21 protein-coding genes and 2 other annotated features are annotated in these 21,639 nt (G+C 34.1%); of the genes, 19 read left to right on the forward strand and 2 right to left on the reverse strand.

The genetic code is table 11. The features are described 5' to 3' along the window. On the reverse strand, positions 1 to 225 hold a 225-nt coding region (locus L866_RS0105625), incomplete at its 3' end, for a hypothetical protein (protein WP_025729986.1). A 143-nt stretch (positions 226 to 368) separates the two neighbouring features. Then, positions 369 to 980, reverse strand: coding sequence for a 30S ribosomal protein S4 (rpsD, locus tag L866_RS0105630; protein ID WP_025729988.1), 612 nt, complete (start codon positions 978 to 980; stop codon positions 369 to 371). A gap of 392 nt (positions 981 to 1,372) precedes the next feature. Between rpsD and L866_RS0105635 the strand changes: the two genes are divergently transcribed. The 19 genes from L866_RS0105635 (at position 1,373) to L866_RS0105725 (ending at position 21,296) form a co-directional block, all read left to right on the forward strand. Beyond that, on the forward strand, positions 1,373 to 3,103 hold the full coding sequence (locus tag L866_RS0105635) for a septation ring formation regulator EzrA (protein ID WP_025729990.1): 1,731 nt from the start codon (positions 1,373 to 1,375) through the stop codon (positions 3,101 to 3,103). A 75-nt stretch (positions 3,104 to 3,178) separates the two neighbouring features. Continuing rightward, on the forward strand, positions 3,179 to 4,330 hold the full coding sequence (locus L866_RS0105640; RefSeq protein ID WP_156919524.1) for a cysteine desulfurase family protein: 1,152 nt from the start codon (positions 3,179 to 3,181) through the stop codon (positions 4,328 to 4,330). 17 nt (positions 4,331 to 4,347) lie between these two features. Continuing rightward, a complete protein-coding gene (gene thiI / locus L866_RS0105645) occupies positions 4,348 to 5,553 on the forward strand; it encodes a tRNA uracil 4-sulfurtransferase ThiI (RefSeq protein WP_025729994.1) in 1,206 nt (401 codons plus the stop codon). Between the two features lie 106 nt (positions 5,554 to 5,659). Continuing rightward, complete coding sequence (gene ahpC / locus L866_RS0105650) at positions 5,660 to 6,223, forward strand: alkyl hydroperoxide reductase subunit C (RefSeq protein ID WP_025729996.1); 564 nt, start codon at positions 5,660 to 5,662, stop codon at positions 6,221 to 6,223. A gap of 128 nt (positions 6,224 to 6,351) precedes the next feature. Next, positions 6,352 to 7,908 carry an alkyl hydroperoxide reductase subunit F gene (gene ahpF, locus L866_RS0105655; protein WP_025729998.1) on the forward strand — a complete coding sequence of 519 codons (1,557 nt, stop codon included), beginning with the start codon at positions 6,352 to 6,354 and terminating at the stop codon, positions 7,906 to 7,908. A gap of 116 nt (positions 7,909 to 8,024) precedes the next feature. Next, positions 8,025 to 8,218, forward strand: a binding site (T-box leader). A 63-nt stretch (positions 8,219 to 8,281) separates the two neighbouring features. Continuing rightward, positions 8,282 to 10,933: a valine--tRNA ligase gene (locus L866_RS0105660; protein WP_025730000.1), complete on the forward strand. Its 2,652-nt coding sequence runs from the start codon at positions 8,282 to 8,284 to the stop codon at positions 10,931 to 10,933. Between the two features lie 138 nt (positions 10,934 to 11,071). After that, positions 11,072 to 11,761: a RadC family protein gene (gene radC / locus L866_RS0105665; RefSeq protein ID WP_025730002.1), complete on the forward strand. Its 690-nt coding sequence runs from the start codon at positions 11,072 to 11,074 to the stop codon at positions 11,759 to 11,761. Between the two features lie 231 nt (positions 11,762 to 11,992). Beyond that, positions 11,993 to 12,193: a cold-shock protein gene (locus L866_RS0105670; RefSeq protein ID WP_025730004.1), complete on the forward strand. Its 201-nt coding sequence runs from the start codon at positions 11,993 to 11,995 to the stop codon at positions 12,191 to 12,193. A gap of 214 nt (positions 12,194 to 12,407) precedes the next feature. Beyond that, positions 12,408 to 13,430: a rod shape-determining protein gene (gene mreB / locus L866_RS0105675; protein WP_025730006.1), complete on the forward strand. Its 1,023-nt coding sequence runs from the start codon at positions 12,408 to 12,410 to the stop codon at positions 13,428 to 13,430. Between the two features lie 7 nt (positions 13,431 to 13,437). After that, positions 13,438 to 14,283 carry a rod shape-determining protein MreC gene (mreC, locus tag L866_RS0105680; protein WP_025730007.1) on the forward strand — a complete coding sequence of 282 codons (846 nt, stop codon included), beginning with the start codon at positions 13,438 to 13,440 and terminating at the stop codon, positions 14,281 to 14,283. Next, positions 14,276 to 14,800, forward strand: coding sequence for a rod shape-determining protein MreD (gene mreD, locus L866_RS0105685; RefSeq protein WP_025730009.1), 525 nt, complete (start codon positions 14,276 to 14,278; stop codon positions 14,798 to 14,800). Before mreC ends, mreD begins: the two co-directional genes overlap by 8 nt. A 55-nt stretch (positions 14,801 to 14,855) precedes the next feature. Beyond that, positions 14,856 to 14,933: a sequence feature (ribosomal protein L21 leader region), on the forward strand. A 14-nt stretch (positions 14,934 to 14,947) separates the two neighbouring features. Then, positions 14,948 to 15,256 (forward strand): 50S ribosomal protein L21, encoded by a 309-nt coding sequence (gene rplU / locus L866_RS0105690; RefSeq protein WP_025730011.1) that lies wholly within the window; start codon positions 14,948 to 14,950, stop codon positions 15,254 to 15,256. Positions 15,257 to 15,258: 2 nt separating this feature from the next. Next, entirely contained in the window at positions 15,259 to 15,603 is a 345-nt protein-coding gene (locus tag L866_RS0105695; protein ID WP_025730012.1) for a ribosomal-processing cysteine protease Prp, read from the forward strand. An 11-nt stretch (positions 15,604 to 15,614) separates the two neighbouring features. Further along, positions 15,615 to 15,905 carry a 50S ribosomal protein L27 gene (gene rpmA, locus L866_RS0105700; protein WP_025730013.1) on the forward strand — a complete coding sequence of 97 codons (291 nt, stop codon included), beginning with the start codon at positions 15,615 to 15,617 and terminating at the stop codon, positions 15,903 to 15,905. 220 nt (positions 15,906 to 16,125) lie between these two features. Then, on the forward strand, positions 16,126 to 16,356 hold the full coding sequence (locus L866_RS0105705) for a FeoA family protein (protein WP_025730014.1): 231 nt from the start codon (positions 16,126 to 16,128) through the stop codon (positions 16,354 to 16,356). Next, the gene (feoB, locus tag L866_RS0105710) at positions 16,356 to 18,278 is read left to right on the forward strand and encodes a ferrous iron transporter B (protein ID WP_025730015.1); all 1,923 of its coding nucleotides are present in this window, start codon (positions 16,356 to 16,358) and stop codon (positions 18,276 to 18,278) included. Before L866_RS0105705 ends, feoB begins: the two co-directional genes overlap by 1 nt. Positions 18,279 to 18,326: 48 nt before the next feature. After that, positions 18,327 to 18,887: an elongation factor P gene (efp, locus tag L866_RS0105715; RefSeq protein WP_025730018.1), complete on the forward strand. Its 561-nt coding sequence runs from the start codon at positions 18,327 to 18,329 to the stop codon at positions 18,885 to 18,887. Between the two features lie 102 nt (positions 18,888 to 18,989). After that, positions 18,990 to 19,997 carry a class I SAM-dependent methyltransferase gene (locus L866_RS0105720; RefSeq protein ID WP_025730020.1) on the forward strand — a complete coding sequence of 336 codons (1,008 nt, stop codon included), beginning with the start codon at positions 18,990 to 18,992 and terminating at the stop codon, positions 19,995 to 19,997. A gap of 99 nt (positions 19,998 to 20,096) precedes the next feature. Then, a complete protein-coding gene (locus L866_RS0105725; RefSeq protein ID WP_025730022.1) occupies positions 20,097 to 21,296 on the forward strand; it encodes an acetate/propionate family kinase in 1,200 nt (399 codons plus the stop codon). Positions 21,297 to 21,639 lie beyond the last annotated feature (343 nt).

Raw genomic sequence — 21,639 nt, forward strand, 5'->3', positions numbered from 1 at the left:
AATAATTTTCTTTTTAAACTGCTCAGAATAATTGTTATTGCTACCTTTCGATATTAAAGCCGAAGGCCCATGTATTCTATACTTATTAAGGTACTTTCGAAAGTTTTTATTATTTAATTTTAAGCCATAATTTTCCTGTAGTTCTGCATAGGATATTCCACTGATTAAATAGAGATCAATAAAATACATTAACTCATTAGCTGAATAACGTTTATTTTTACGCATGAAAAACTCCCCCTAAAATAGTTTTACTTTTTCAAGTGTCTACTTTAGGGGGAGCATATCACATTTGATTGGCTCTTTTTAAGTTCTTTTTGAATGGTTAAGCTTGTATATGAGTAAACATCCAACGAACTATTTTTTTAAAATTACATTAATTTATTGTAGTATTCAACGATATATGATTCATCAATTTCTTGTGTTAACTCTTCACGAAGAGGTAAACGGTTTAATGAACCTTCTAATTTTTCTTCATCAAATGTTACGAATTCTAAACGTCCGTATAAAGCTTCTAAAGCTTCTTTAATGATTGTTAAGTTTCTTGAACGTTCGCGAACAGCGATTACTTGTCCAACTTCAACTTGGTAACTTGGAATATCAACACGTTGACCATCAACAGTGATATGACCATGGTTAACTAATTGACGTGCTTGACGACGAGTAGTAGCAAGACCTAAACGGTATACAACGTTATCTAAACGTTGTTCTAACATGATCATGAAGTTCTCACCATGTTTACCTTCTTTGATTTTACCAGCTTTAACGAATGTATTCTTGAATTGACGTTCGTTTAAACCGTACATAAAGCGTAATTTTTGTTTTTCTTGTAATTGTTGACCGTATTCTGTTAATTTCTTACGGCTTGTTGGACCGTGTTGTCCTGGAGCATAAGGACGACGGTTTAATTCTTTCCCTGTTTCTGATAATGAAATACCTAGTCGGCGTGATCTTTTCCAACTTGGACCTGTATAACGTGACATATAATGTCCTCCAATCAAATAAATTTTTTGGAGTAAAATAAGGCCATCTAAAACTCGCGTGCGTGTAGATGTTATTGGACTTTCGCTTGTTGCAGCCGCTGTTACTCATCTCACTAAAAATTAGTTTAACATCTGGTGACGCGCTGCTGTCTTAGTGCTGCATATTTTACACATCCCTTATAATACGTCAACAAGATAACAAAAGTCAATGAAAAAGAAGGAAATTATTATTAAGATATTTCAGCTTGGTTATAACAGTTTAGATGGACACATTCAAATCACTTATGATATACTGAATGATGATAAAATCGCTTAATTTATTGCCTCAAATATGAAAATTAAGCAATCATCGGAAATATATATAATTATTTGAAAAAGGGAGTGGTTGATCAATGAACTCCGGAAACGGTTTTGTAAATATTCTGTTTGGAATTGTTATTATTGCACTTTTAGGTTATTTTATTTTTTTCTATTATCAACGCCAACAGAAAAAAGATATTGATGCATTAAAAGAAAAACATACTGATTTATTAAAGGTACCAATTGAAGATACTTTATACACGTTAAAAAATATGAAATTAACGGGACAAACTCATCGTGCATACGAATCGATGCAAGCAAATTGGCAAACGATTACTCGATTTTCTCTGCCAGAAATTGAAGCATTACTCGTCAAAGCAAATGAAGCGAATGAGCATTATAATATTGTGAGAGCGACAAAAAATATTGATGATGCTAATAAGCTAATTGATGAAACAAAAAGAAATATTGAGAAACTTTATAAGTCATTACAAAGCTTACTAGATAGTGAAGCACAAAACAGAAAAAAATTAGAAGTTGTCTCTAGTGCTTTTCAAGAATTAAAGAAAGCCGTATTAAGTCAAAGTGTATTGTTGAAAAGTGCAGCGCCTGCTATGGAAAAACGATTAGAATACTTAGATCAAGACTTCAATCGTTTTAAAGAAGTTTCAAACGCTGGCGATCATATGGAAGCGAAAGAAATTTTAAGTGAAGTAGAAAAAGAAACAGTTGAGTTGAACAAACATCATGAAAGTATTCCGAAACTATATGATCAACTGGAGAATCAATTGAAAGAGCAATTAATCGATTTGAAAAATGGCTATAAAGAAATGTTGAACAATGGATTTATTTTTCATAAAATTGATATTCAGTCAGAATTAAGTCAATTAGATGCAAGTATTCGCAAAGCTGAAGATTCATTAGTTAAATTGAATATTCCAGAAACAGAGCAACTATTAAATCGCTTGGGACGAGATATCGATCAATTGTATGATGCGATGGAATCAGAAGTGGAATCCAAAACATTCGTTTTAAACAATCAATCGATTTTACGTAATCAATTAAGCGTCGTTGAACGTAACAATCAGTATTTAGAAACAGAATTAGATCGTATGCATCAAAACTATGTTTTAAATGATAAACTAGATGAAGAAATTCAAACGATGAATAAAAAAATTGAAAAGCATCAGCGTTTACTTTTACACTACGATGAAGAAATTAAAGATAAAACAGTTGCGTATTCCTTAGTGCGTTCAAATTATGAAGTATTAAGTGAAGAATTAGTTGAGTTGTTAAACCGACAAGAAGAGATGTTAGCTGAATTGGAAGAATTATCCAAGCGTGAAAAGCAATTAAAAAATCACTTAGATCGCTATGAAATTGATATGCGTAGCATGAAGCGATATATCGAAAAACATCACTTGCCAGGTCTACCTAATCAATATTTGGAATTATTTTTCAAAACAACGGACCAAATTGAAAAATTAGCAGATGAAATTGAACGCGTACAAATTGATTTAAATGAATTAGAAAAAATGGATCAATTGATTGCCGAGCGATTAAATCGACTAGATGAATTGACAGAAGCACTTGTTGATAATGCACATCTAACAGAGGCAACCATTCAATATGCGAATCGCTATCGTTTAGAAAATGATGCAATTGACCGTGCAATTCGAGATAGTCTTTTAATTTTTGATCGAGAATATCGATTTGATGCATCGCTTGAAACGATTCAGACAGCTTTGGAGAAAATTGAGCCAGGATCAAGTAAGAAAATCAAAGAAAGCTATTTAACAGAAAAAGATCAACGTTTGTTATAAAATAAAAACCGATGAATCTGAATGATCAGAAACGTCGGTTTTTTTACATGATGTATAGTTATTAAGGAGAGTAAGATGTTAAATAATAAGCAATCAATGATATATTTAGATAATAGTGCGACTACACCTATCGATCCGGTAGTGTTAGAGTCTTATATTCAGGTAAGTCAGCGCTTCATAGGCAATCCTTCGAGTTTGCATCGTTTAGGTGAAGAAAGCTCTAAATTGTTGAAAACAGCGCGTGAGCAAATTGCCACTTTATTAAAAGTTAAACCCGACGAAATTGTATTCACATCTGGTGGAACCGAAGCGAATAATTTGTCCATAAGAGGAACCGTATGGGCAAAAAAAGAATTTGGTAATCATGTTATTACAACTGAAACGGAGCATCCTGCGTCATTAAAAACTATTGAATCATTAAAGGCGCAAGGAATTATTGACGTATCCTATGTAAAAACATTAAAAGATGGAACAGTTGATTTATCACATCTAAACGAATTAATACGTGATGATACGATTTTAGTAGTCACTATGGCAGTTAACAATGAAGTAGGATTCAAACAACCACTTGATAAAATTGCCGATATATTAGAAAAACATAAAAATATTCATTGGTTTGTAGATGGTGTTCAGTCACTTGGGGCTTTTAATAGCATTTTGCCGCATAAGCGAATTGATTTTATGAGTTTTTCAGCACATAAATTTCAAGGGCCACGAGGTGTTGGATTTCTTTATATTAAAAGTGGTAAAAGAGTCGCATCACAATTAACGGGTGGCGGACAAGAACTGGATTTAAGAAGTACGACCGAAAATTTAGCGGGTATTGTAGCGATGGCAAAAGCGTTAAGATTACACCATACGCATGGAGATGCATTAAAATTAAGATTAATATTAAAACAGTATACTGATAAAATTGATAATTTAATTTGGTTATCACCTACAGATGCAGTCCCTTATATTAATTGTTTGGCATTAAAAAATGTACGAGGTGAAGTTTTGCTACATGCACTTGAAGAAAATGATATTTTTGTATCTACAATAAGCGCTTGTTCAAGTCGACAACGTCGTCCTGTATCCACTTTGTTAAAGATGGGAATTGATCAGCACATTGCAGAAGGTGCTATTCGCTTGTCTTTTAGCGATTTGACGACAGAAGAAGAAATACACGTAGTAGGTAAAACATTGCAAGAGATTGCGAAACATTTTAAAACAGTTTTCAGAAAATAAAAAACGAGGTGAACATAGTGAAACAATATGTATTAGTACGATATGGTGAATTATCTAATAAAGGCAAAAATAAAAAAAGATTCACTAATCGTTTAGGAGAAAATGTAAGAGAAAAATTAAAAGATTTAGATCAAACACGCGTAGTAGCGGAACATGATTTTTTAAAAGTATACTGTGATTCAAAATATATGGAAGTTGTTTTGGAACGTTTAAGTTATGTGTTCGGTATTCAATCGTATTCTCCGGTTACTCAAGTTGAAAATGACATGAATGTAATTATTGATACAATTGAAAAATTATTATCAGTACAATCAACAGAAGGAAAAACTTTTAAGATTATTACTAAGCGTTCTACTCGTAACTTTGAACATAAGACGAATGAAATCAACCGGATGTTGGGTAATGTGGTGTTGGATCGTTTTCCAAACTTAACGGTTCAAATGAAAGATCCAGATTTAAAAATCCAAATTAATATACGAGAAAAACATACATTAATTTCTACTGAGATTTACGAAGGTGCAGGAGGTTTACCAGTCGGAACAAGTGGTAAAGGGTTATTAATGTTATCGGGTGGAATTGATTCGGTCGTGGCAGGCTATTTAGCGTTAAAACGTGGTATTGAAATTACAGCTGTTCATTTTGCAAGTCCGCCTTACACAAGTCCACAAGCATTAGAAAAAACAAAACAATTAGCAAAACTTTTAAGTCGTTATGGCTCAGATGTTCCATTTTTAACTGTTCCTTTTACAGAAACACAAGAGGAGATCAAAAAACATATCAATTCAGGCTATTTAATGACAATTACACGTCGGATGATGTTGCGAGTTATGAATGAGTTAACGCGCCAACATGGTGGACTAGTTATCATTACAGGTGAATCAATAGGTCAAGTTGCTAGTCAAACATTAGAGAGCTTAAATGCCATTAACGCAGTAGCTGAATATCCTGTACTTCGACCGCTTGCGACATATGATAAATTAGAAATAATTAAATTGTCAGAGCAAATAGGTAGTTTTGATATTTCTATTTTGCCATATGAAGATTGTTGTACAGTTTTTGCGCCGCCTAGTCCAAAAACTAAACCACGTGTTTATTTGAGCGAGTCAGCTGAACGAAAAATTGATGTTTCGCAGTTAGTCAATCGAGCAGTTTCAGGAATTGAAATTGAAGATTATACAACTAACGAACAAGTTGAAGAAGAATTATATGAAGACTTATTTTAAAATTAAATTAACTTAATTTTAAGTTTTATTAATTGTATTTCTAGTTAAAGTCTGTATAATATTAAGTGTAAGTGATTATAATCATTATAATTTAGGAGGAATAAATATGTCATTAATTGGTCAAGAAATTCAATTCTTTAATGGAGATGCATACCACAAAGAAGAATTCGTAACGGTGTCAACTGACGATTTAAAAGGACACTGGAGTGTGGTTTGTTTCTACCCAGCAGACTTTAGTTTCGTTTGCCCAACTGAATTAGAAGATTTACAAAATCAATACGAAACTTTAAAAGGTTTAGGTGTTGAAGTATATTCAGTTTCAACAGATACACACTTTGTACATAAAGCATGGCATGATCATAGTGAAGCAATTAGCTCAATCGAATATATTATGGTAGGCGATCCTAGCCAAGCAATTTCTCGTGAATTTGACGTATTAAATGAAGAAACAGGCTTAGCAAATCGTGGTACATTTATTATTGATCCAGATGGTGTAGTTCAAGCAGTTGAAATTACAGCAGATGGTATTGGGCGCGATGCAAGTCAATTAATTGATAAAGTAAAAGCTGCACAATATGTGCGTAAAAATCCAGGCGAAGTATGTCCAGCTAAATGGAAAGAATCAGGTAAAACTTTAACACCTGGTTTAGATTTAGTCGGTAAAATCTAATTCATTATATTAGACTAAACATATAAATTATTAAATCAAAAAGCTTGATTGATATACTCAATCAAGCTTTTTGAACAAGTCATCAGACAGATAAATCGACATGTATTGATGATGAAAGGAGAATTTTAATGACATTAACTGCTGAATTAAAAAATCAATTAAAACAATACCTTGATTTACTAGAATCTCCAGTAATATTTACATTAAGTGTTGGTGACGATGCGCAGTCAGCTGAACTAATCGAATTTGTTGAAGATGTTGTCCAACTATCTGATCAATTATCGATTCAAAAAGACACTTTAGAGCTTACACCGAGTTTTACGTTGCACTCTGCTAAGCAGTCAGTTGCCCGTATAACGTTTGCCGGGGTGCCGCTTGGTCATGAATTTAGTTCTTTTGTTTTAGCGTTACTTCAAGTGAGTGGTCGTGCGCCAAAAATCGAAGATGAAGTTCGTCGTCGAATTGAGTCTATTAAAACACCAATGCATTTTGAAACATTCGTTAGTCTAAGTTGTCATAACTGTCCAGATGTAGTCCAAGCATTTAATATTATGAGTGTTATTAATGAAAATATTAGCCATACAATGATTGAAGGTGGCATGCATCAACAGCTTGTAGAAGACCGTGGCATATTAGCTGTTCCAACAGTATTTAAAAATGGTGAAGAATTTACAAGTGGACGTCAAAACTTGAATTCTTTAATCGATTTAATCGCAGGACAATCAGAGACCATTGATGTTGATTACACTCAAGTATACGATACATTAGTTATCGGTGGAGGACCTGCTGGAGCTAGTGCCGCTATATACGCAGCGCGTAAAGGAATTAAAGTAGGTCTTATTGCAAAAGAATTCGGAGGACAAGTTTTAGATACAATGGGCATTGAAAATGTTATTGGTACACCTTATACAGAAGGTCCAAAACTGATGGCTCAGGTCCGTGAACATGTAACCCAATACGAAGTAGATATGATTGAACATTTTAATGTGAAGTCAGTTGAACGTAATGAAGAAGAAGGATTAGTTTGGGTTACATTGGAAAATGATGTGACTTTAAAAGCTAAAACGATTGTCATTGCAACAGGTGCACGTTGGCGTTTAATTAATGTACCGGGAGAAAAGGAATTTAAAAATAAAGGAATAGCCTATTGTCCGCATTGTGATGGACCACTGTTTAAAGATCAATCTATTGCTGTTATCGGTGGAGGTAACTCTGGTGTAGAAGCAGCTCTTGATTTAGCAGGAATGGCTAAAGAAGTAACGGTATTGGAATTCACTCCAGAATTAAAAGCTGATAAAGTTTTACAAGAACGATTGAACGAATTAGACAATGTTCATGTTATTACTAATGCGGCTACGAGTGAAATCAGTGGAGAACAACGCGTTGAAGGATTAACATATGTTGATCGTGAAACAAATACTGTCAATCATTTAGATGTTGCTGGTGCCTTTATTTTGGTAGGTTTAGTGCCAAATACCGAATTTCTTAAAGATACAGTCGAAATGAATGAACGTGGTGAAATAATAGTTGATGGTTTTGGTAAGTCTAACATTGAGGGAGTTTATGCGGCCGGTGATTGCACGAACTCAGCCTTTAAACAAATCATTATTTCTATGGGTAGTGGAGCAACTGCTGCATTAGGTGCTTATGATTACCTAATTCGTACAGGACAATTAAATGCTTAATTAATTGATAAACGTCTTAAACGAGTCTTAATGTTTAAGACGTTTTTTATTATAAGAAATTCATCGGAAGTTTTAGTAAATCTTGATTTGAATCAGGCTTCATGATAAGATGAAAACAACATTCAAGGAACAAGAGGAGTAATTAATTAGTTGAAATAAGAGACAATCTGTTAGGTGAGAAGATTGCAAATAATTAATGAATGTAGCTTGGGAGAATGATCGGAGGTCCCTCCGTTATCAAACAGAGTGATGCAATCATATCGATTAATGATTGATAAATGTGGTGGTACCGCGATAATTCGTCCGACATATGTTGGGCTTTTTTTATTTTTAAAATAATACAATATAAAGTATAAGAAAGTAGGAGAAATGGATGACAAAGAAAAATTTGGCACCAAAGTTTAATCCAAGTGAAGTAGAAGAAGGTCGCTATCAAAATTGGTTAAATGAAGATGTTTTTAAACCAAATGGTAATAAGGAAGCACCAGCGTATTCTATCGTTATTCCGCCACCCAATGTAACTGGTAAGTTGCATTTAGGACATGCGTGGGATGTTACGTTGCAAGATATGATTATCCGTCAAAAAAGAATGCAAGGCTATGATACGTTATGGTTGCCTGGTATGGACCATGCGGGAATTGCGACTCAAGCTAAAGTCGAAGAAAAATTACGTCATGAAGGATTGTCTCGATATGATTTAGGTCGTGAAAAATTCCTAGAACAAACTTGGGCTTGGAAAGAAGAATATGCTGCAACCATTCGTCAACAATGGGAAAAAATGGGAATTTCTGTAGATTACTCACGTGAACGTTTTACGTTAGATGAAGGGTTAAGCGATGCAGTTAAAAAAGTATTTGTTGACTTATATCATAAAGATTTGATTTATCGTGGCGAATACATTATCAATTGGGATCCTAAAGCTAAAACATCATTATCAGATATTGAAGTTATTCATAAAGATGTAGCTGGAGCTTTCTATCATATGCATTATCCATTAACAGATGGAAGTGGTAAGCTTGAAGTAGCAACAACTCGTCCAGAAACAATGTTAGGTGATACAGCAGTTGCTGTACATCCTGATGATGAGCGCTATAAAGACTTAATTGGCAAAACTGTTATCCTACCATTAGTCAATCGTGAAATTCCAATTATTGCGGATTACTACGTTGATCCGGAATTTGGTACTGGTGTGGTTAAAATAACACCAGCACATGATCCTAATGATTTTGAAGTGGGAAATCGTCATAATTTAGAGCGTATCAATGTGATGCATGATGATGCAACGATGAATGAACGTGCGGGTAAATATGCTGGCATGGATCGATTTGAAGCGCGTAAAGCCGTCATTGCTGATTTAAAAGAAGCTGGCCTATTAGTAAAAGTTGAAGAGCACATGCATAGTGTGGGACATTCAGAACGTACAGGAGTCATTGTAGAACCACGTTTATCAACTCAATGGTTTGTTAAGATGCAGCCACTTGCGAAGCAAGCTATCGATGCACAACGCGCTGAAAATGATCAAACCATTAATTTCTTTCCGACACGTTTTAATGATGCCTATTTACGTTGGATGGAAAATATTCACGACTGGGTAATTTCTCGTCAATTGTGGTGGGGACATCAAATTCCAGCGTGGTATCATAAAGAAACAGGAGAAGTATTTGTCGGAACTGAAGCACCGACTCCAATAGAAGATTGGGAACAAGATACAGATGTTTTGGATACATGGTTTAGTTCTGCATTATGGCCATTTTCAACAATGGGTTGGCCAGATGCGTCAACTGAAGATTATCAACGTTATTTCCCAACGTCAACGTTAGTTACGGGTTATGATATTTTAACTTTTTGGGTTAGTCGAATGATTTTCCAAAGTCTGGAATTTACTGGACAAAAACCTTTCGCTAATGTATTACTACACGGATTAATTCGCGATGAAGAAGGGCGTAAGATGAGTAAATCATTAGGAAATGGTGTAGACCCAATGGACGTGATTGATACGTATGGAGTGGATGCGCTTCGTTGGTTCTTATCAACAGGATCTGCTCCAGGACAAGATGTACGCTATAGTGATGACAAAATGAAAGCGGCTTGGAATTTTATTAATAAAATTTGGAACGCTAGTCGCTATGCTTTGATGAATATTGAGGGACATTCAATTCAACCGTTAGATACATTAGAACATTTTAGTTTTGCTGATTGTTGGATTTTAAGTCGTTTAAATGAAACGATTGGTAAAACGACTGAATTATTTGATAAATTTGAATTTGGAGAAGCTGGCCGTACCTTATACCACTTTATTTGGGATGATTTCTGTGATTGGTATATTGAAATGAGTAAAGAAACGTTAGCTAGCGATAATGAACAAGCTAAATTAGTAACACGTAGCGTTTTATCTGAAGTATTAAGTGCAATGGTACGTCTACTACATCCAATTATGCCGTTTGTAACAGAAGAGATTTGGGAAGCATTGCCACAAACAACTGGATCTATTGTAGTCGCACCTTATCCTACAGTTAATCAATCATTAATTCATTCAACGATTGAACGTGACATGAATTTGTTAATTGACCTAATTAAATCTGTGCGTACAATTCGAAATGAAATGAATACACCACTTTCTAAACCTGTTAACATTCTTGTTCAAGCAAAGAGTCAGAATATTCTAAATGTTCTACAAGAAAATCAAGCATATATTAAACGTTTTGGAAATCCTGATGAATTAGTACTATCTTTATCAATTGATGCGCCAACACAAGCTGTGACTGCGGTCATTGATGGTGCAGATATTTATATTCCATTAGATGGATTAATTAATATTGATGAAGAAATTGAACGGTTAAAAGGAGAAGTTGATAAATTAGATCAAGAAGTAATGCGGATTGATAAAAAATTATCTAATGAAAAATTTGTATCACGTGCTCCAGAAGCAGTAGTTCAAAAAGAACGTGAGAAAAAAGAAGGATATGAAAAACAACGTCAAGCCGTATTAGAACGTATCGAAACATTAAGTGAATCAAATAAGTAATGAATAATTAGAGATAGCTTCTATGGCTATCTCTTTTTGTTTGTATTTTAAATGAGAGTATATTTTTGTGTAATGAATAAGAAGAAAAAAGTATTAATCATTTTTTATCTCGTCTAGTGAGATGAGGAGGAAAATGAAATGAATCAATTAGTATCAAGAATTAGAGAGTTTCCTGTACTAGAGCAACCCCGAGAAAGACTGTTGATGTTAGGGCCTAAAGCATTAGCGACTCATGAGTTACTCGCTATTTTATTACGAACGGGTACAAAAGATAAGAGTGTAATTGAATTAGCTTTAAATGTCTTAGAAAAATTTGGCGATTTAAACCGTATACGGCAAGCTAGTTTATCAGAACTTCAATTAATTCCGGGAATTGGTCAAGTGAAAGCGATTGAATTACAGGCAATGATGGAATTAGGTGAACGTATCGTATATTCTGAACCGATTCGAGGTATGACCGTTAAAACAGCTGAGGATGCAGGAAAGCATTTCATTAAGATGTTATCAAATGCACATCAAGAAAAGTTAGTAGCGCTTTTTTTGAACACCAAAAACCAAGTGCTTACTGAAAAAATTATTTTTACAGGTGGGTTAAATAGTTCAATTGCACATCCACGTGAAATATTTAGAGAAGCCGTTAAAGAATCTGCTGCCAGTTTATTAATTGCACATAATCATCCAAGCGGCGACACGACACCTTCTGAAGCGGACATCATGTTTACAAAACGTATGGTAGAGTGTGGGGAATTAATGGGCATAGAAGTATTAGATCATCTGATTATTGGTGGGAACCAATACGTTTCATTGAGGCGGTTACATTTGATGTAATAAGTAACAATAAAATACACTTTAGAGTTGCTAGTACAACAATGCTTCTATAAATTCTAAATAAAATATCTTAAAAAAGAATAGGGGAACAATCTTGATATAAGATAGTAAGCATGTTATAATTACTGTAGTGTTTTTGAAAGAGTAAAAAGTTAGGTTCATCAAGAAACGTCTTCTTTACGATTCAAGAATATAAATATTACGTGCTATGCACAAGGAGGACATTCGTTCATGGAACAAGGTACAGTTAAATGGTTTAATTCAGAAAAAGGTTTTGGGTTTATCGAACGTGAAGGCGGAGATGACGTATTCGTACATTTCTCAGCTATTAATTCAGAAGGCTTCAAAACTTTAGAAGAAGGCCAAGCTGTTGAGTTTGAAGTTGAAGAAGGCGCTCGTGGACCACAAGCGGCTAACGTTGTAAAATTATAATTCAATTCAAATTTGAAACAAAGTCTCTTTGGTTTTACCAAAGAGGCTTTTTTATGTGTAAAAACTTTATTCCGTGTATCAATCTTTAAGAACAAATTAATTATATGTATAGCAATAGTGTTCAAGACTAAAAAGAAATATAATCAAGTAAACAATATTAAAATTTAACTTCTTTTGGTATACTAGAAAAGAATCATTTAAAAGGAGGAATTGGATGGCGTTATCATGGAATAATCAACAAATTGGTATCGATCTTGGTACGGCGAATACATGTATATATGTTGAAGGTCGCCCCCAATTGATAAACGAACCCTCCGTGGTCAGTCGAAATAAAAAAACGGGCGAAATTATTGCAATAGGTAAAGAAGCATACAATATGATTGGAAGAACACCCGAAAATATTGAAACAGTACGCCCTTTAAAAGATGGGGTAATTGCTGATTATGAACTAACAGCTGCTATGCTACATCACTTTATTAATTCAGTTGGAATTAAACGTTTTGTAAAACCAGACGTTATGATTTGTGTGCCAAGTGGGGTGACACCAGTTGAACAAAAAGCGGTGCGTGATGCGGCGAAATCTGCTGGAGCAAGAGAAGCATATGTCGTTGAAGAACCTTTTGCTGCTGCAGTCGGAGCAGGATTAGATGTAAGTAGTCCAGTGGGAAGTATGATTGTTGATATTGGTGGTGGAACTACAGATGTTGCTACTATATCTATGAATGGTATTGTCCGAAGTCAGACCATTCGAGTAGGTGGTGACAAAATGGACGAAGCAATCATCCAAATTGTAAGAGATGTATATAATTTGCATATTGGACTAAGAACAGCAGAACAACTTAAATTTAAGATAGGCGTTGCTGATAAAAAATTTGCCAACCATTATGAATCTATGAGCATTAGAGGAAGAGACATAGCGACAGGTTTGCCTAAGCGCCTCCTAGTAGAACCAAGTGTTTTAGCAGATGCTTTAAAGGATATCGTTCATCAAATTATTGTTACTATAAAAGAAGTGTTGGAACAAACTCCACCAGAAATCACCAGCGATGTTATCGACCGTGGAATTGTTTTAACAGGTGGTGGAGCTTTGTTACATCATATTGCCGATGTGATTGTACAAGTTACTAAAGTACCAGTTTTTATAAGTGATCGGCCTTTAGAATGTGTAGCATTAGGTACAGGAATTTTGCTGCAAAATCCAGAATTTATGAATAAACGTTTAAAAGATCGGGTGTGAAATTAAAGTGAATCAATTTTTTTCAAATAAGAAAATGATCAGTCTACTGATTGCAGTAATAGGAATCGTCAGTTTATATGCAATTAGTAGTCGTTATGAACAAACCGTGGTAACGTCTATAACCAATGACTTAATTTCATTGCCAAGTCGAATGATTTCAGCACCTGGCAATGCGTTAAGGAATTTTACGAGTTCAGTTGATCATCTTATAAATACTTATGAGGAAAATGAAAAATTAAAAAGCAAAGTAGAAACAACATTTGAATTAGAAGTACGCTTAGCTGAAATGGAAAAAGATAATCAAAAAATGAAAGATCAGCTAGAGTTAGTAGATACATTAAATGAGTATCAATTGATTAATGCAGCAGTTATTTCAAGAAATCCTGATAACTGGTTAAGTCAAATTATTATAAATAAAGGCTCAACTGATGGGATTGAGATAAATATGTCTATCATGGCAGGAAATGGTTTAATTGGTCGAGTAACTGAAGTCAATCTTACTACAGCAAAGGTTAGTCTAATGACAAGCTCTGAGGATTCAAAAACAAGAATTGCAGGTATGATTCAAGTAGACGACCAAAGTATTTATGGAACAGTGGCAAGAGATATTGATCACGTTAACTCCCTTTTAATGACTCAAATTGACCCGGACGCTGAAATTAAAATTGGTGATAAAGTCATTACAAGTGGTTTAGGCGGAGTGTCGCCAAGAGGATTACTTATTGGAACGGTAGAAGAAATAAAAAATGATCGATATGGATTATTTAAAGAAGTTCGTATTAAACCAGCTGCCGATACAAATGATATGCGATATGTTTCAGCTGTTAAACGGATGAGTGAGAGTGGTGAATAATTTGAAATTTAAGCGAAATTATATTATCCCTCTTATTTTTTTCATTGCGGTTATTCTTGATGGTTCTATTCAAACGATTTGGAGCAGTACGTTTATTTCTAACCAAGCAATTATTGTTCCACATTTAACAATATTGACGATTTCATTTTTTAGTTTTTATATGAGTAATTTTCCAATTCCGTATTATGCTTTTTTCATTGGATTATTATATGACACATATTATTTGGGATACTATGGTGTTTATGCGACAGTTTTCTTTTTGCTAAGCTATCTTGTATGTCAATCAAGTCGATATTTTTCACTAAATGTGCTGATGAGTTCAATTATGGTCGTATTATCCATTGCTTTTGTGGATTTTATTATTTATGTTTTTTATCAATTAAATGGAGTAGCACAAATGGATTGGCAAGATTTTGTAGTGATTAAACTATGGCCAACACTCTTATTCAATATTGTTATTTTCTTTATTATTTACACACCACTTAAACGAATAAGACGATGGATTTATTTGAAATAAAGCTTGACGTAACATGTTAAATTTGATAACATAGGCTTGTTGTAATTGTGAAGCACCACAACTGCAACCGCACGATTAGGAGTCTAAGAATTCTTTAATGAATCACTTCTAAACGGCGAGTCTAAGTCTAAAATAGGAGGTGCACAAATGTACGCGATTATTAAAACAGGTGGTAAACAAGTTAAGGTAGAAGTTGGACAACCAATTTATATTGAAAAACTTGATGTTGAAGCTGGCGAAAAAGTTACTTTTGATGAAGTTGTTTTTGTTGGTGGAGATAACGTTAAAGTGGGTACGCCATTAGTAGCTGGCGCAACAGTTGAAGGTACAGTTGAAAAACAAGGCCGTCAAAAGAAAGTTGTCACATTCCGTTATTTACGTCGTAAAAATTCACATCGTAAACAAGGACATCGTCAACCTTATACAAAAGTAATGATTGATGCTATCAACGCTTAATCATGATTAAATTTACTATTTTTCAAAACAGCGAGGGCCATTATGAAGGTATTACTGTAACTGGTCACGCAGGTTTTGGACAATATGGAGAAGATATCGTTTGTTCAGCGATTAGCGCCTTAGTAATAGGTAGCGCTAATACACTCACTGAACTTTTAAAAGCACCAGTTTCAATTACAGTTGATGAAATTGAAGGTGGTTTTTTAAAAATTGAAGGGTTGTTGGACATACAGTCGCCAGAAATATTTGAAAAGAGTCAATTTTTGATGCAACACTTACACTTAAGTGTTCAAGGCATTGAAGAGTCATATCGCTCTTATATTCAAATGATTATTAAGCACAAGTAGGAGGTGCAACTATGTTAAAATTTAACTTACAGTTATTCGCTCATAAAAAGGGTGGTGGATCAACTACTAACGGACGTGATTCACAATCTAAACGCTTAGGCGCTAAAGAAGGCGATGGTAAATTCGTTACTGGAGGTTCAATTCTTTACCGTCAACGTGGTACTAAAATCCATCCAGGTGTTAATGTTGGACGTGGTGGCGATGACACATTATTTGCAAAAATAGATGGCGTTGTTAAATACGAACGTTTAGGTAAAAAGAAAACTCAAGTATCAGTTTATCCAGTTGCTCAAGAAGCATAATTATAAATTGATATAAATGAAATTTAAAACACACATTCTTAGGAATGTGTGTTTTTTTATTGCGCTCAACTTTTAAAAGTATAATTATTTTAAACTAGACAATATTGTGAAAAAAGTAATTTAATTATTTACTTTTTATTTATATACGCTATAATTTAAATGTCCTTAATTTTAAGTTAACTAAAATGTAAATAATAATAATTATAAAGGAGAGAGTGTGTTGAAGTTAATCGATTTAGAATTAGGAGAAAGTGGAGTTGTAAAATCTATTGATTTAGATCCTTCAATGATGAGAAGATTATGGGATTTAGGTTTTACAAATGGTACAACTGTGGATGTTTTATATGCGGCTCCAAGTGGTGATCCATGCGCTTACAAAGTACGTGGTACTGTTTTTTCAATTCGAGAAACTGAAGCAAAGGGTATTGAAGTAAAGAAGGTGAATCAATAATGGAAGAAGCAATAACAATGGAACAATTAAATATTAAGAAAAAAAGTGATCAAGATATTGTTGTTAGTTTAGCGGGTAATCCGAATGTTGGAAAAAGTACAATATTTAACTCATTAACGGGCTTAAGACAACATACTGGGAATTGGCCAGGAAAAACAGTGGGATTAGCTCAAGGAGAATCTTATTTTAATGATCAGCGAATTGTATTTGTAGATTTACCTGGAACATATTCACTAATGGCTCGTTCACAAGAAGAGGTTATCGCACGTGATTTCATACAGTCTCAATTATCTGATGTGACGGTTGTGGTGTGTGATGCAACTTCTTTAGAACGTAATTTGAATTTAGTATTGCAAATTTTACAGCTAACTCCTAAAGTCATTGTCTGTGTTAATTTGTTAGATGAAGCTAAACGTAAGAAAATTCAAGTTGATTTAGATAAACTTTCTTATTTATTAGGTGTACCAGTTATTGGGACATCAGCTACTTATGAAAAAGGACTAGATGATTTACAACAAGCTATTAAAGATGTTTATGAAGGGCATGCTTTTTATAATCCGTTAGTACGTGAGCATTTATTAGAAATGGTTAATCAGCTGGATGAATCAGATTTAGTAGAAGCCTTTATTAATCGGGCTAGTGTGACTGCTAACGATGTCACAACGTATGAGGATATTAATTATGATGTGCGTGATCGGAAAATTGATCGACTATTAACTGGAAAAGTATCTGGAATTATTATTATGCTTTTATTTTTATTTGGCATTTTCTGGTTTACGATTGAAGGAGCTGATTATCCAAGTGAACTATTGTCTAAAGGATTATTTTGGATTCATGACGAATGGTTAAAATTAGCTCAAAGCTGGAATTGGCCAATGTGGTTACAAGGTTTGTTAATTGAAGGTGTGTATAAAGTTGTTGCATGGGTAATTGCTGTTATGTTACCTCCAATGGCTATCTTTTTCCCGCTCTTTACATTACTTGAAGATTTAGGGTATTTGCCACGGATTGCTTTTAATTTAGATCACGTATTTCAAAAAGCAGGTGCTTGTGGAAAACAAGCGTTGAGCATGTGTATGGGATTTGGATGTAATGCTGCAGGTGTTGTGGGGGCTCGTATTATTGATTCACCAAGAGAGCGGATTATCGCCATTTTGACGAATAATCTGGTGCCATGTAATGGACGGTTTCCGATTTTAATTAGTGTCATTATGATTTTCTTCGTTGGAAAGGGTGGAGGATTTTTAAACTCTATACAATCAGCACTGTTTTTAACAGGTTCCATCTTGTTAGGTGTTATGATGACATTTGTTGTCAGTCGTGTTCTATCAAACACTTTGCTAAAAGGTTTACCAAGTTCCTTTACATTGGAATTGCCGCCCTATCGTAAACCACGTTTTGGACAAGTATTAGTGCGTTCTGTTTTAGATCGAACAATTTTTGTTTTAGCACGTGCAATCAAAGTTTCAGCACCAGTTGGAGTTTTAATTTGGGTATTGGCGAATTGGAAATTAGGAGATATTTCTTTACTCACACATTTCACCAATTTTTTAGATCCTTTTGCACAATTGATGGGTCTGGACGGTATTATATTAATGGCGTTTATTATTGGGTTACCTGCTAATGAAATTGTTATTCCTTGTATGTTGATGGGGTATTTAGCGACGAATACAATTGTTGATTTTGATACCATTGATCAATTGCGTGAACTGTTATTAGTGAATGGCTGGACGGCATTGACGGCATTAAATGTTTTACTCTTTACATTATTCCATTGGCCATGTGGGACCACTTTATTAACGATACATAATGAAACTAAAAGTTGGAAATGGACGTGGCATTCATTTTGGATTCCGACAGCTTTAGGAATAGGAATGACAATGTTTACAACAGCTATCGCTCACCTATTGGCGTGGGGGTAGATTTATGGTACAATAGACGCCAATAGATCGTTTCTAGGAGGAATAAACATGGTTCAAGCAGTAGATTTAAGAAGTGGAATGACATTTATCCAAGATAATAAATTAATTAAAGTAATGGAAGCAAGTCATCATAAACCTGGTAAAGGTAATACAGTTATGCGCATGAAATTACGCGATGTTCGTAGTGGAGCAACTTATGATACTACATTCCGTCCAGATGAAAAATTTGAAAGTGCATATATTGAGAAGAAATCTGTTCAATATTTGTATAGCATGGATGAAGTTGCTTTCTTCATGGATTTAGAAACATTTGAACAATACGAATTGCCAACAGATTCAATCGAATCAGAATTGAAATATCTTCTTGAGAATGAACAAGTTGAAATTGAATTTTATGGTCAAGAAGTAATTGGTGTATCATTACCGGGAACAGTTACATTAATGGTTGAAGAAACAGAGCCTTCAATCAAAGGAGCGACTGTTACAGGTTCAGGTAAACCAGCAACAATGGAGACAGGATTAGTAGTAATGGTTCCTGATTTTATTGAAAAAGGTGACCGTCTAATTGTTAATACAAGTGATGGTAGTTACCAAAAACGCGCTAAATAATTAGTGGCACAATAATATATTTAAAAATTAAGGAGGAACTCTTTTGAGGGCCTCCTATTTTTACGAAGTAAATAATAATTTAAAGAAATTGAGGGAAAAAGGATGCATGATCAATCTATTCAAGCTTATCAATTACTCCAACAAATGATTAATCGACTAAAAGAGGATGTCAATGCAAGTTACATGGAAACTTTGACAGAAACATTGCAAAATATTGCTGATGACGGAAAAATTCAAATAGTTGATGGCTTGCCACATAGCGAAGTAGTCGTTCAATTGCAACAATTATATAGTGAATTGAAGGCAATGAATCTTAGTACAATGGAATGGCGTAAAGCAATGCAATTATCTTTTTATAAAGGAAGTCAAGAAGATGCTATTCAAGCTAATCATTTAATCACACCAGAAGCTGTTAGTTTATTAGTATCAATCATATCAGCCGAATTGATGCAAAAAACGTTTAAAGATGTTGAACCAATTCAAGTGATGGATTTAGCTGTAGGGGGAAGTTTCTTATTATCAACGGTTGTCGCTCAATTAAATGAAGTACGACAAGCTTTCGGTGTAGGTGTGGACAATGATGATTTATTAATTGCTTTAGCACAGAACGTAATTGATATATTGAAACAACCTATTAAATTGTATCATCAAGATAGTTTACAACATTTATTAATTGATCCAGTACATTTAGCTGTTTCAGATTTACCTATTGGCTATTATCCAGTTGAATCAGTGAGTGCGTCTTATCAACTAAAACGAACCGATGGAATGAGTTATGCACATGAGCTATTAATTGAACAGCATCTTAATCATTTAAAACCAGATGGATGGGGAATGTTTATTTTGCCAATGCATCAATTAACAGAAGATGCTGTGAAGCGAATTATGATGTATTTAAAAAATGTTGGCTATTTACAAGGCGTATTAAGCTTTCCATCAGAATTCTTTAAAAAAGAAAATGAACAAAAAGGCTTGTTAATTATTCAAAAAGCAGGAGATAAAGCTAAACAAGCGCCACATATACTTTATGGAGAAATGCCACGTTTTAATGATATAAAAGAAGCACGTAAATTTATTGCTTCATTTAAAAATTGGAATCAAACTTTTTAAATAATCAAAATTTTATAAATGATAGGGCTTTACCCATTGGCACTTGGGTGTTATAGTTAAAAAGGTACATGAAATATTTGATTAAAAGGAGTAAAGAAAATGACAAAAACAATTGCTGTTAATGCAGGGAGTTCAAGTTTAAAATTTCAATTATATAATATGCCACAAGAAAGTGTGGTTGCCAAAGGATTAATTGAACGAATTGGGTTAAATGATTCAATCGTAACAATTAAATATGGTGAAGGACAAGAATTCCATCGTGTATTAGATTTACCTAATCATGATGCAGCGGTTGATGTATTAATTAATGCATTATTAGATGAAAAAATTATCGAATCATTTGATGAAATCACAGGTGCTGGACACCGTGTAGTCGCTGGTGGAGAAATTTTCAAAGAAAGCGCCTTAATTGATGATAAAGCAATTCAACAAATTGAAGATTTAGGTGAATTTGCACCGCTTCACAATCCAGCTGAAGCAAGTGTTATTCGTGCTTTCCAAAAAGTTTTACCAAAGGCAGTTAACGTTGCTGTGTTTGATACATCATTCCATACAACCATGCCAAAAGAAAACTATCTATACAGTTTACCTTATGAATATTACGAAAAACATAAAGCTCGTAAATACGGTGCGCATGGAACAAGTCATCAATTTGTAGCTCATCGTGCTGCTGAAATGTTAGGTAAACCAATTGAAGAATTAAAAATCATTACTTGCCACCTAGGTAATGGTGCATCAATTACAGCGGTTGAAAATGGTAAATCAATTGATACATCAATGGGATTCACTCCTTTAGCTGGTGTAACAATGGGTACTCGTTCAGGTGATATCGACGCTTCTCTTTTACCATTCTTAATGCGTAAAGAAGGTATCGAATCAATTGAAGAAATGGTTAATATTTTAAATAAAAAATCAGGTTTACTTGGAATTTCAGGTGTATCTAGCGATATGCGTGAAGTTGAAAAAGCTGCTGAAGAAGGTAATGAACGTGCTCAAGTTGCCATTGATATTTTCAATAACCGTGTGAAAAAATATATTGGACAATATGCTGCGATTATGAATGGTGTAGATGCTATTGTCTTTACGGCAGGTATTGGAGAAAATTCATCAATCACTCGTCAACAAGTGATTGACGGGGTAACATTCTTAGGATGTAAAATTGATGAAGCTAAAAATACAGGATTCCGTGGTGAAGGCATTATCTCAACTGACGATTCAACATGTGTTGTTTTAAATATTCCAACAGATGAAGAAGTGTCTATTGCACGTGATGTAGAACGTTTAAAAAATAAAGCTTAATAAATTAGATGATATAAAAGATTGAAGCGATAAATAATATTGCTTCAAACTTTTTATATATTTTGGTTCTATAATTTATAGGGTTGATGGCCGAAGGCCTCAACTCTATTTTTTATTTTAGGGTACAAAAAAGAACAGATCTTCTGTATATTATAAGCGCCTAAACCATAATAAAGGAGAGCTGTTCCATGACTAAAATTATACCATCTTTACTCGGATTAAACGATAAAAACATCAAAATTAATGACCAAAAATTAACAAAATGTTCAATTAAAGGACGTTTATCTTTTCTATTATCTGGTCAATTAATCGAGCCGATTGATTGTTGCCCGTGTTGTGGAAG

The organism is Atopobacter phocae ATCC BAA-285 (genome assembly GCF_000526675.1).
Taxonomy (GTDB): Bacteria; Bacillota; Bacilli; order Lactobacillales; family Aerococcaceae; genus Atopobacter; species Atopobacter phocae.

Bases quoted from the DNA above. Each gene is read 5' to 3' on its own strand.
- rpsD (WP_025729988.1), bottom strand. From the start codon at position 980: ATGTCACGTTATACAGGTCCAAGTTGGAAAAGATCACGCCGACTAGGT.
- L866_RS0105635 (WP_025729990.1), top strand. From the start codon at position 1,373: ATGAACTCCGGAAACGGTTTTGTAAATATTCTGTTTGGAATTGTTATT.
- L866_RS0105640 (WP_156919524.1), top strand. From the start codon at position 3,179: ATGTTAAATAATAAGCAATCAATGATATATTTAGATAATAGTGCGACT.
- ahpC (WP_025729996.1), top strand. From the start codon at position 5,660: ATGTCATTAATTGGTCAAGAAATTCAATTCTTTAATGGAGATGCATAC.
- ahpF (WP_025729998.1), top strand. From the start codon at position 6,352: ATGACATTAACTGCTGAATTAAAAAATCAATTAAAACAATACCTTGAT.
- L866_RS0105660 (WP_025730000.1), top strand. From the start codon at position 8,282: ATGACAAAGAAAAATTTGGCACCAAAGTTTAATCCAAGTGAAGTAGAA.
- radC (WP_025730002.1), top strand. From the start codon at position 11,072: ATGAATCAATTAGTATCAAGAATTAGAGAGTTTCCTGTACTAGAGCAA.
- L866_RS0105670 (WP_025730004.1), top strand. From the start codon at position 11,993: ATGGAACAAGGTACAGTTAAATGGTTTAATTCAGAAAAAGGTTTTGGG.
- mreB (WP_025730006.1), top strand. From the start codon at position 12,408: ATGGCGTTATCATGGAATAATCAACAAATTGGTATCGATCTTGGTACG.
- rplU (WP_025730011.1), top strand. From the start codon at position 14,948: ATGTACGCGATTATTAAAACAGGTGGTAAACAAGTTAAGGTAGAAGTT.
- L866_RS0105695 (WP_025730012.1), top strand. From the start codon at position 15,259: ATGATTAAATTTACTATTTTTCAAAACAGCGAGGGCCATTATGAAGGT.
- rpmA (WP_025730013.1), top strand. From the start codon at position 15,615: ATGTTAAAATTTAACTTACAGTTATTCGCTCATAAAAAGGGTGGTGGA.
- feoB (WP_025730015.1), top strand. From the start codon at position 16,356: ATGGAAGAAGCAATAACAATGGAACAATTAAATATTAAGAAAAAAAGT.
- efp (WP_025730018.1), top strand. From the start codon at position 18,327: ATGGTTCAAGCAGTAGATTTAAGAAGTGGAATGACATTTATCCAAGAT.
- L866_RS0105720 (WP_025730020.1), top strand. From the start codon at position 18,990: ATGCATGATCAATCTATTCAAGCTTATCAATTACTCCAACAAATGATT.
- L866_RS0105725 (WP_025730022.1), top strand. From the start codon at position 20,097: ATGACAAAAACAATTGCTGTTAATGCAGGGAGTTCAAGTTTAAAATTT.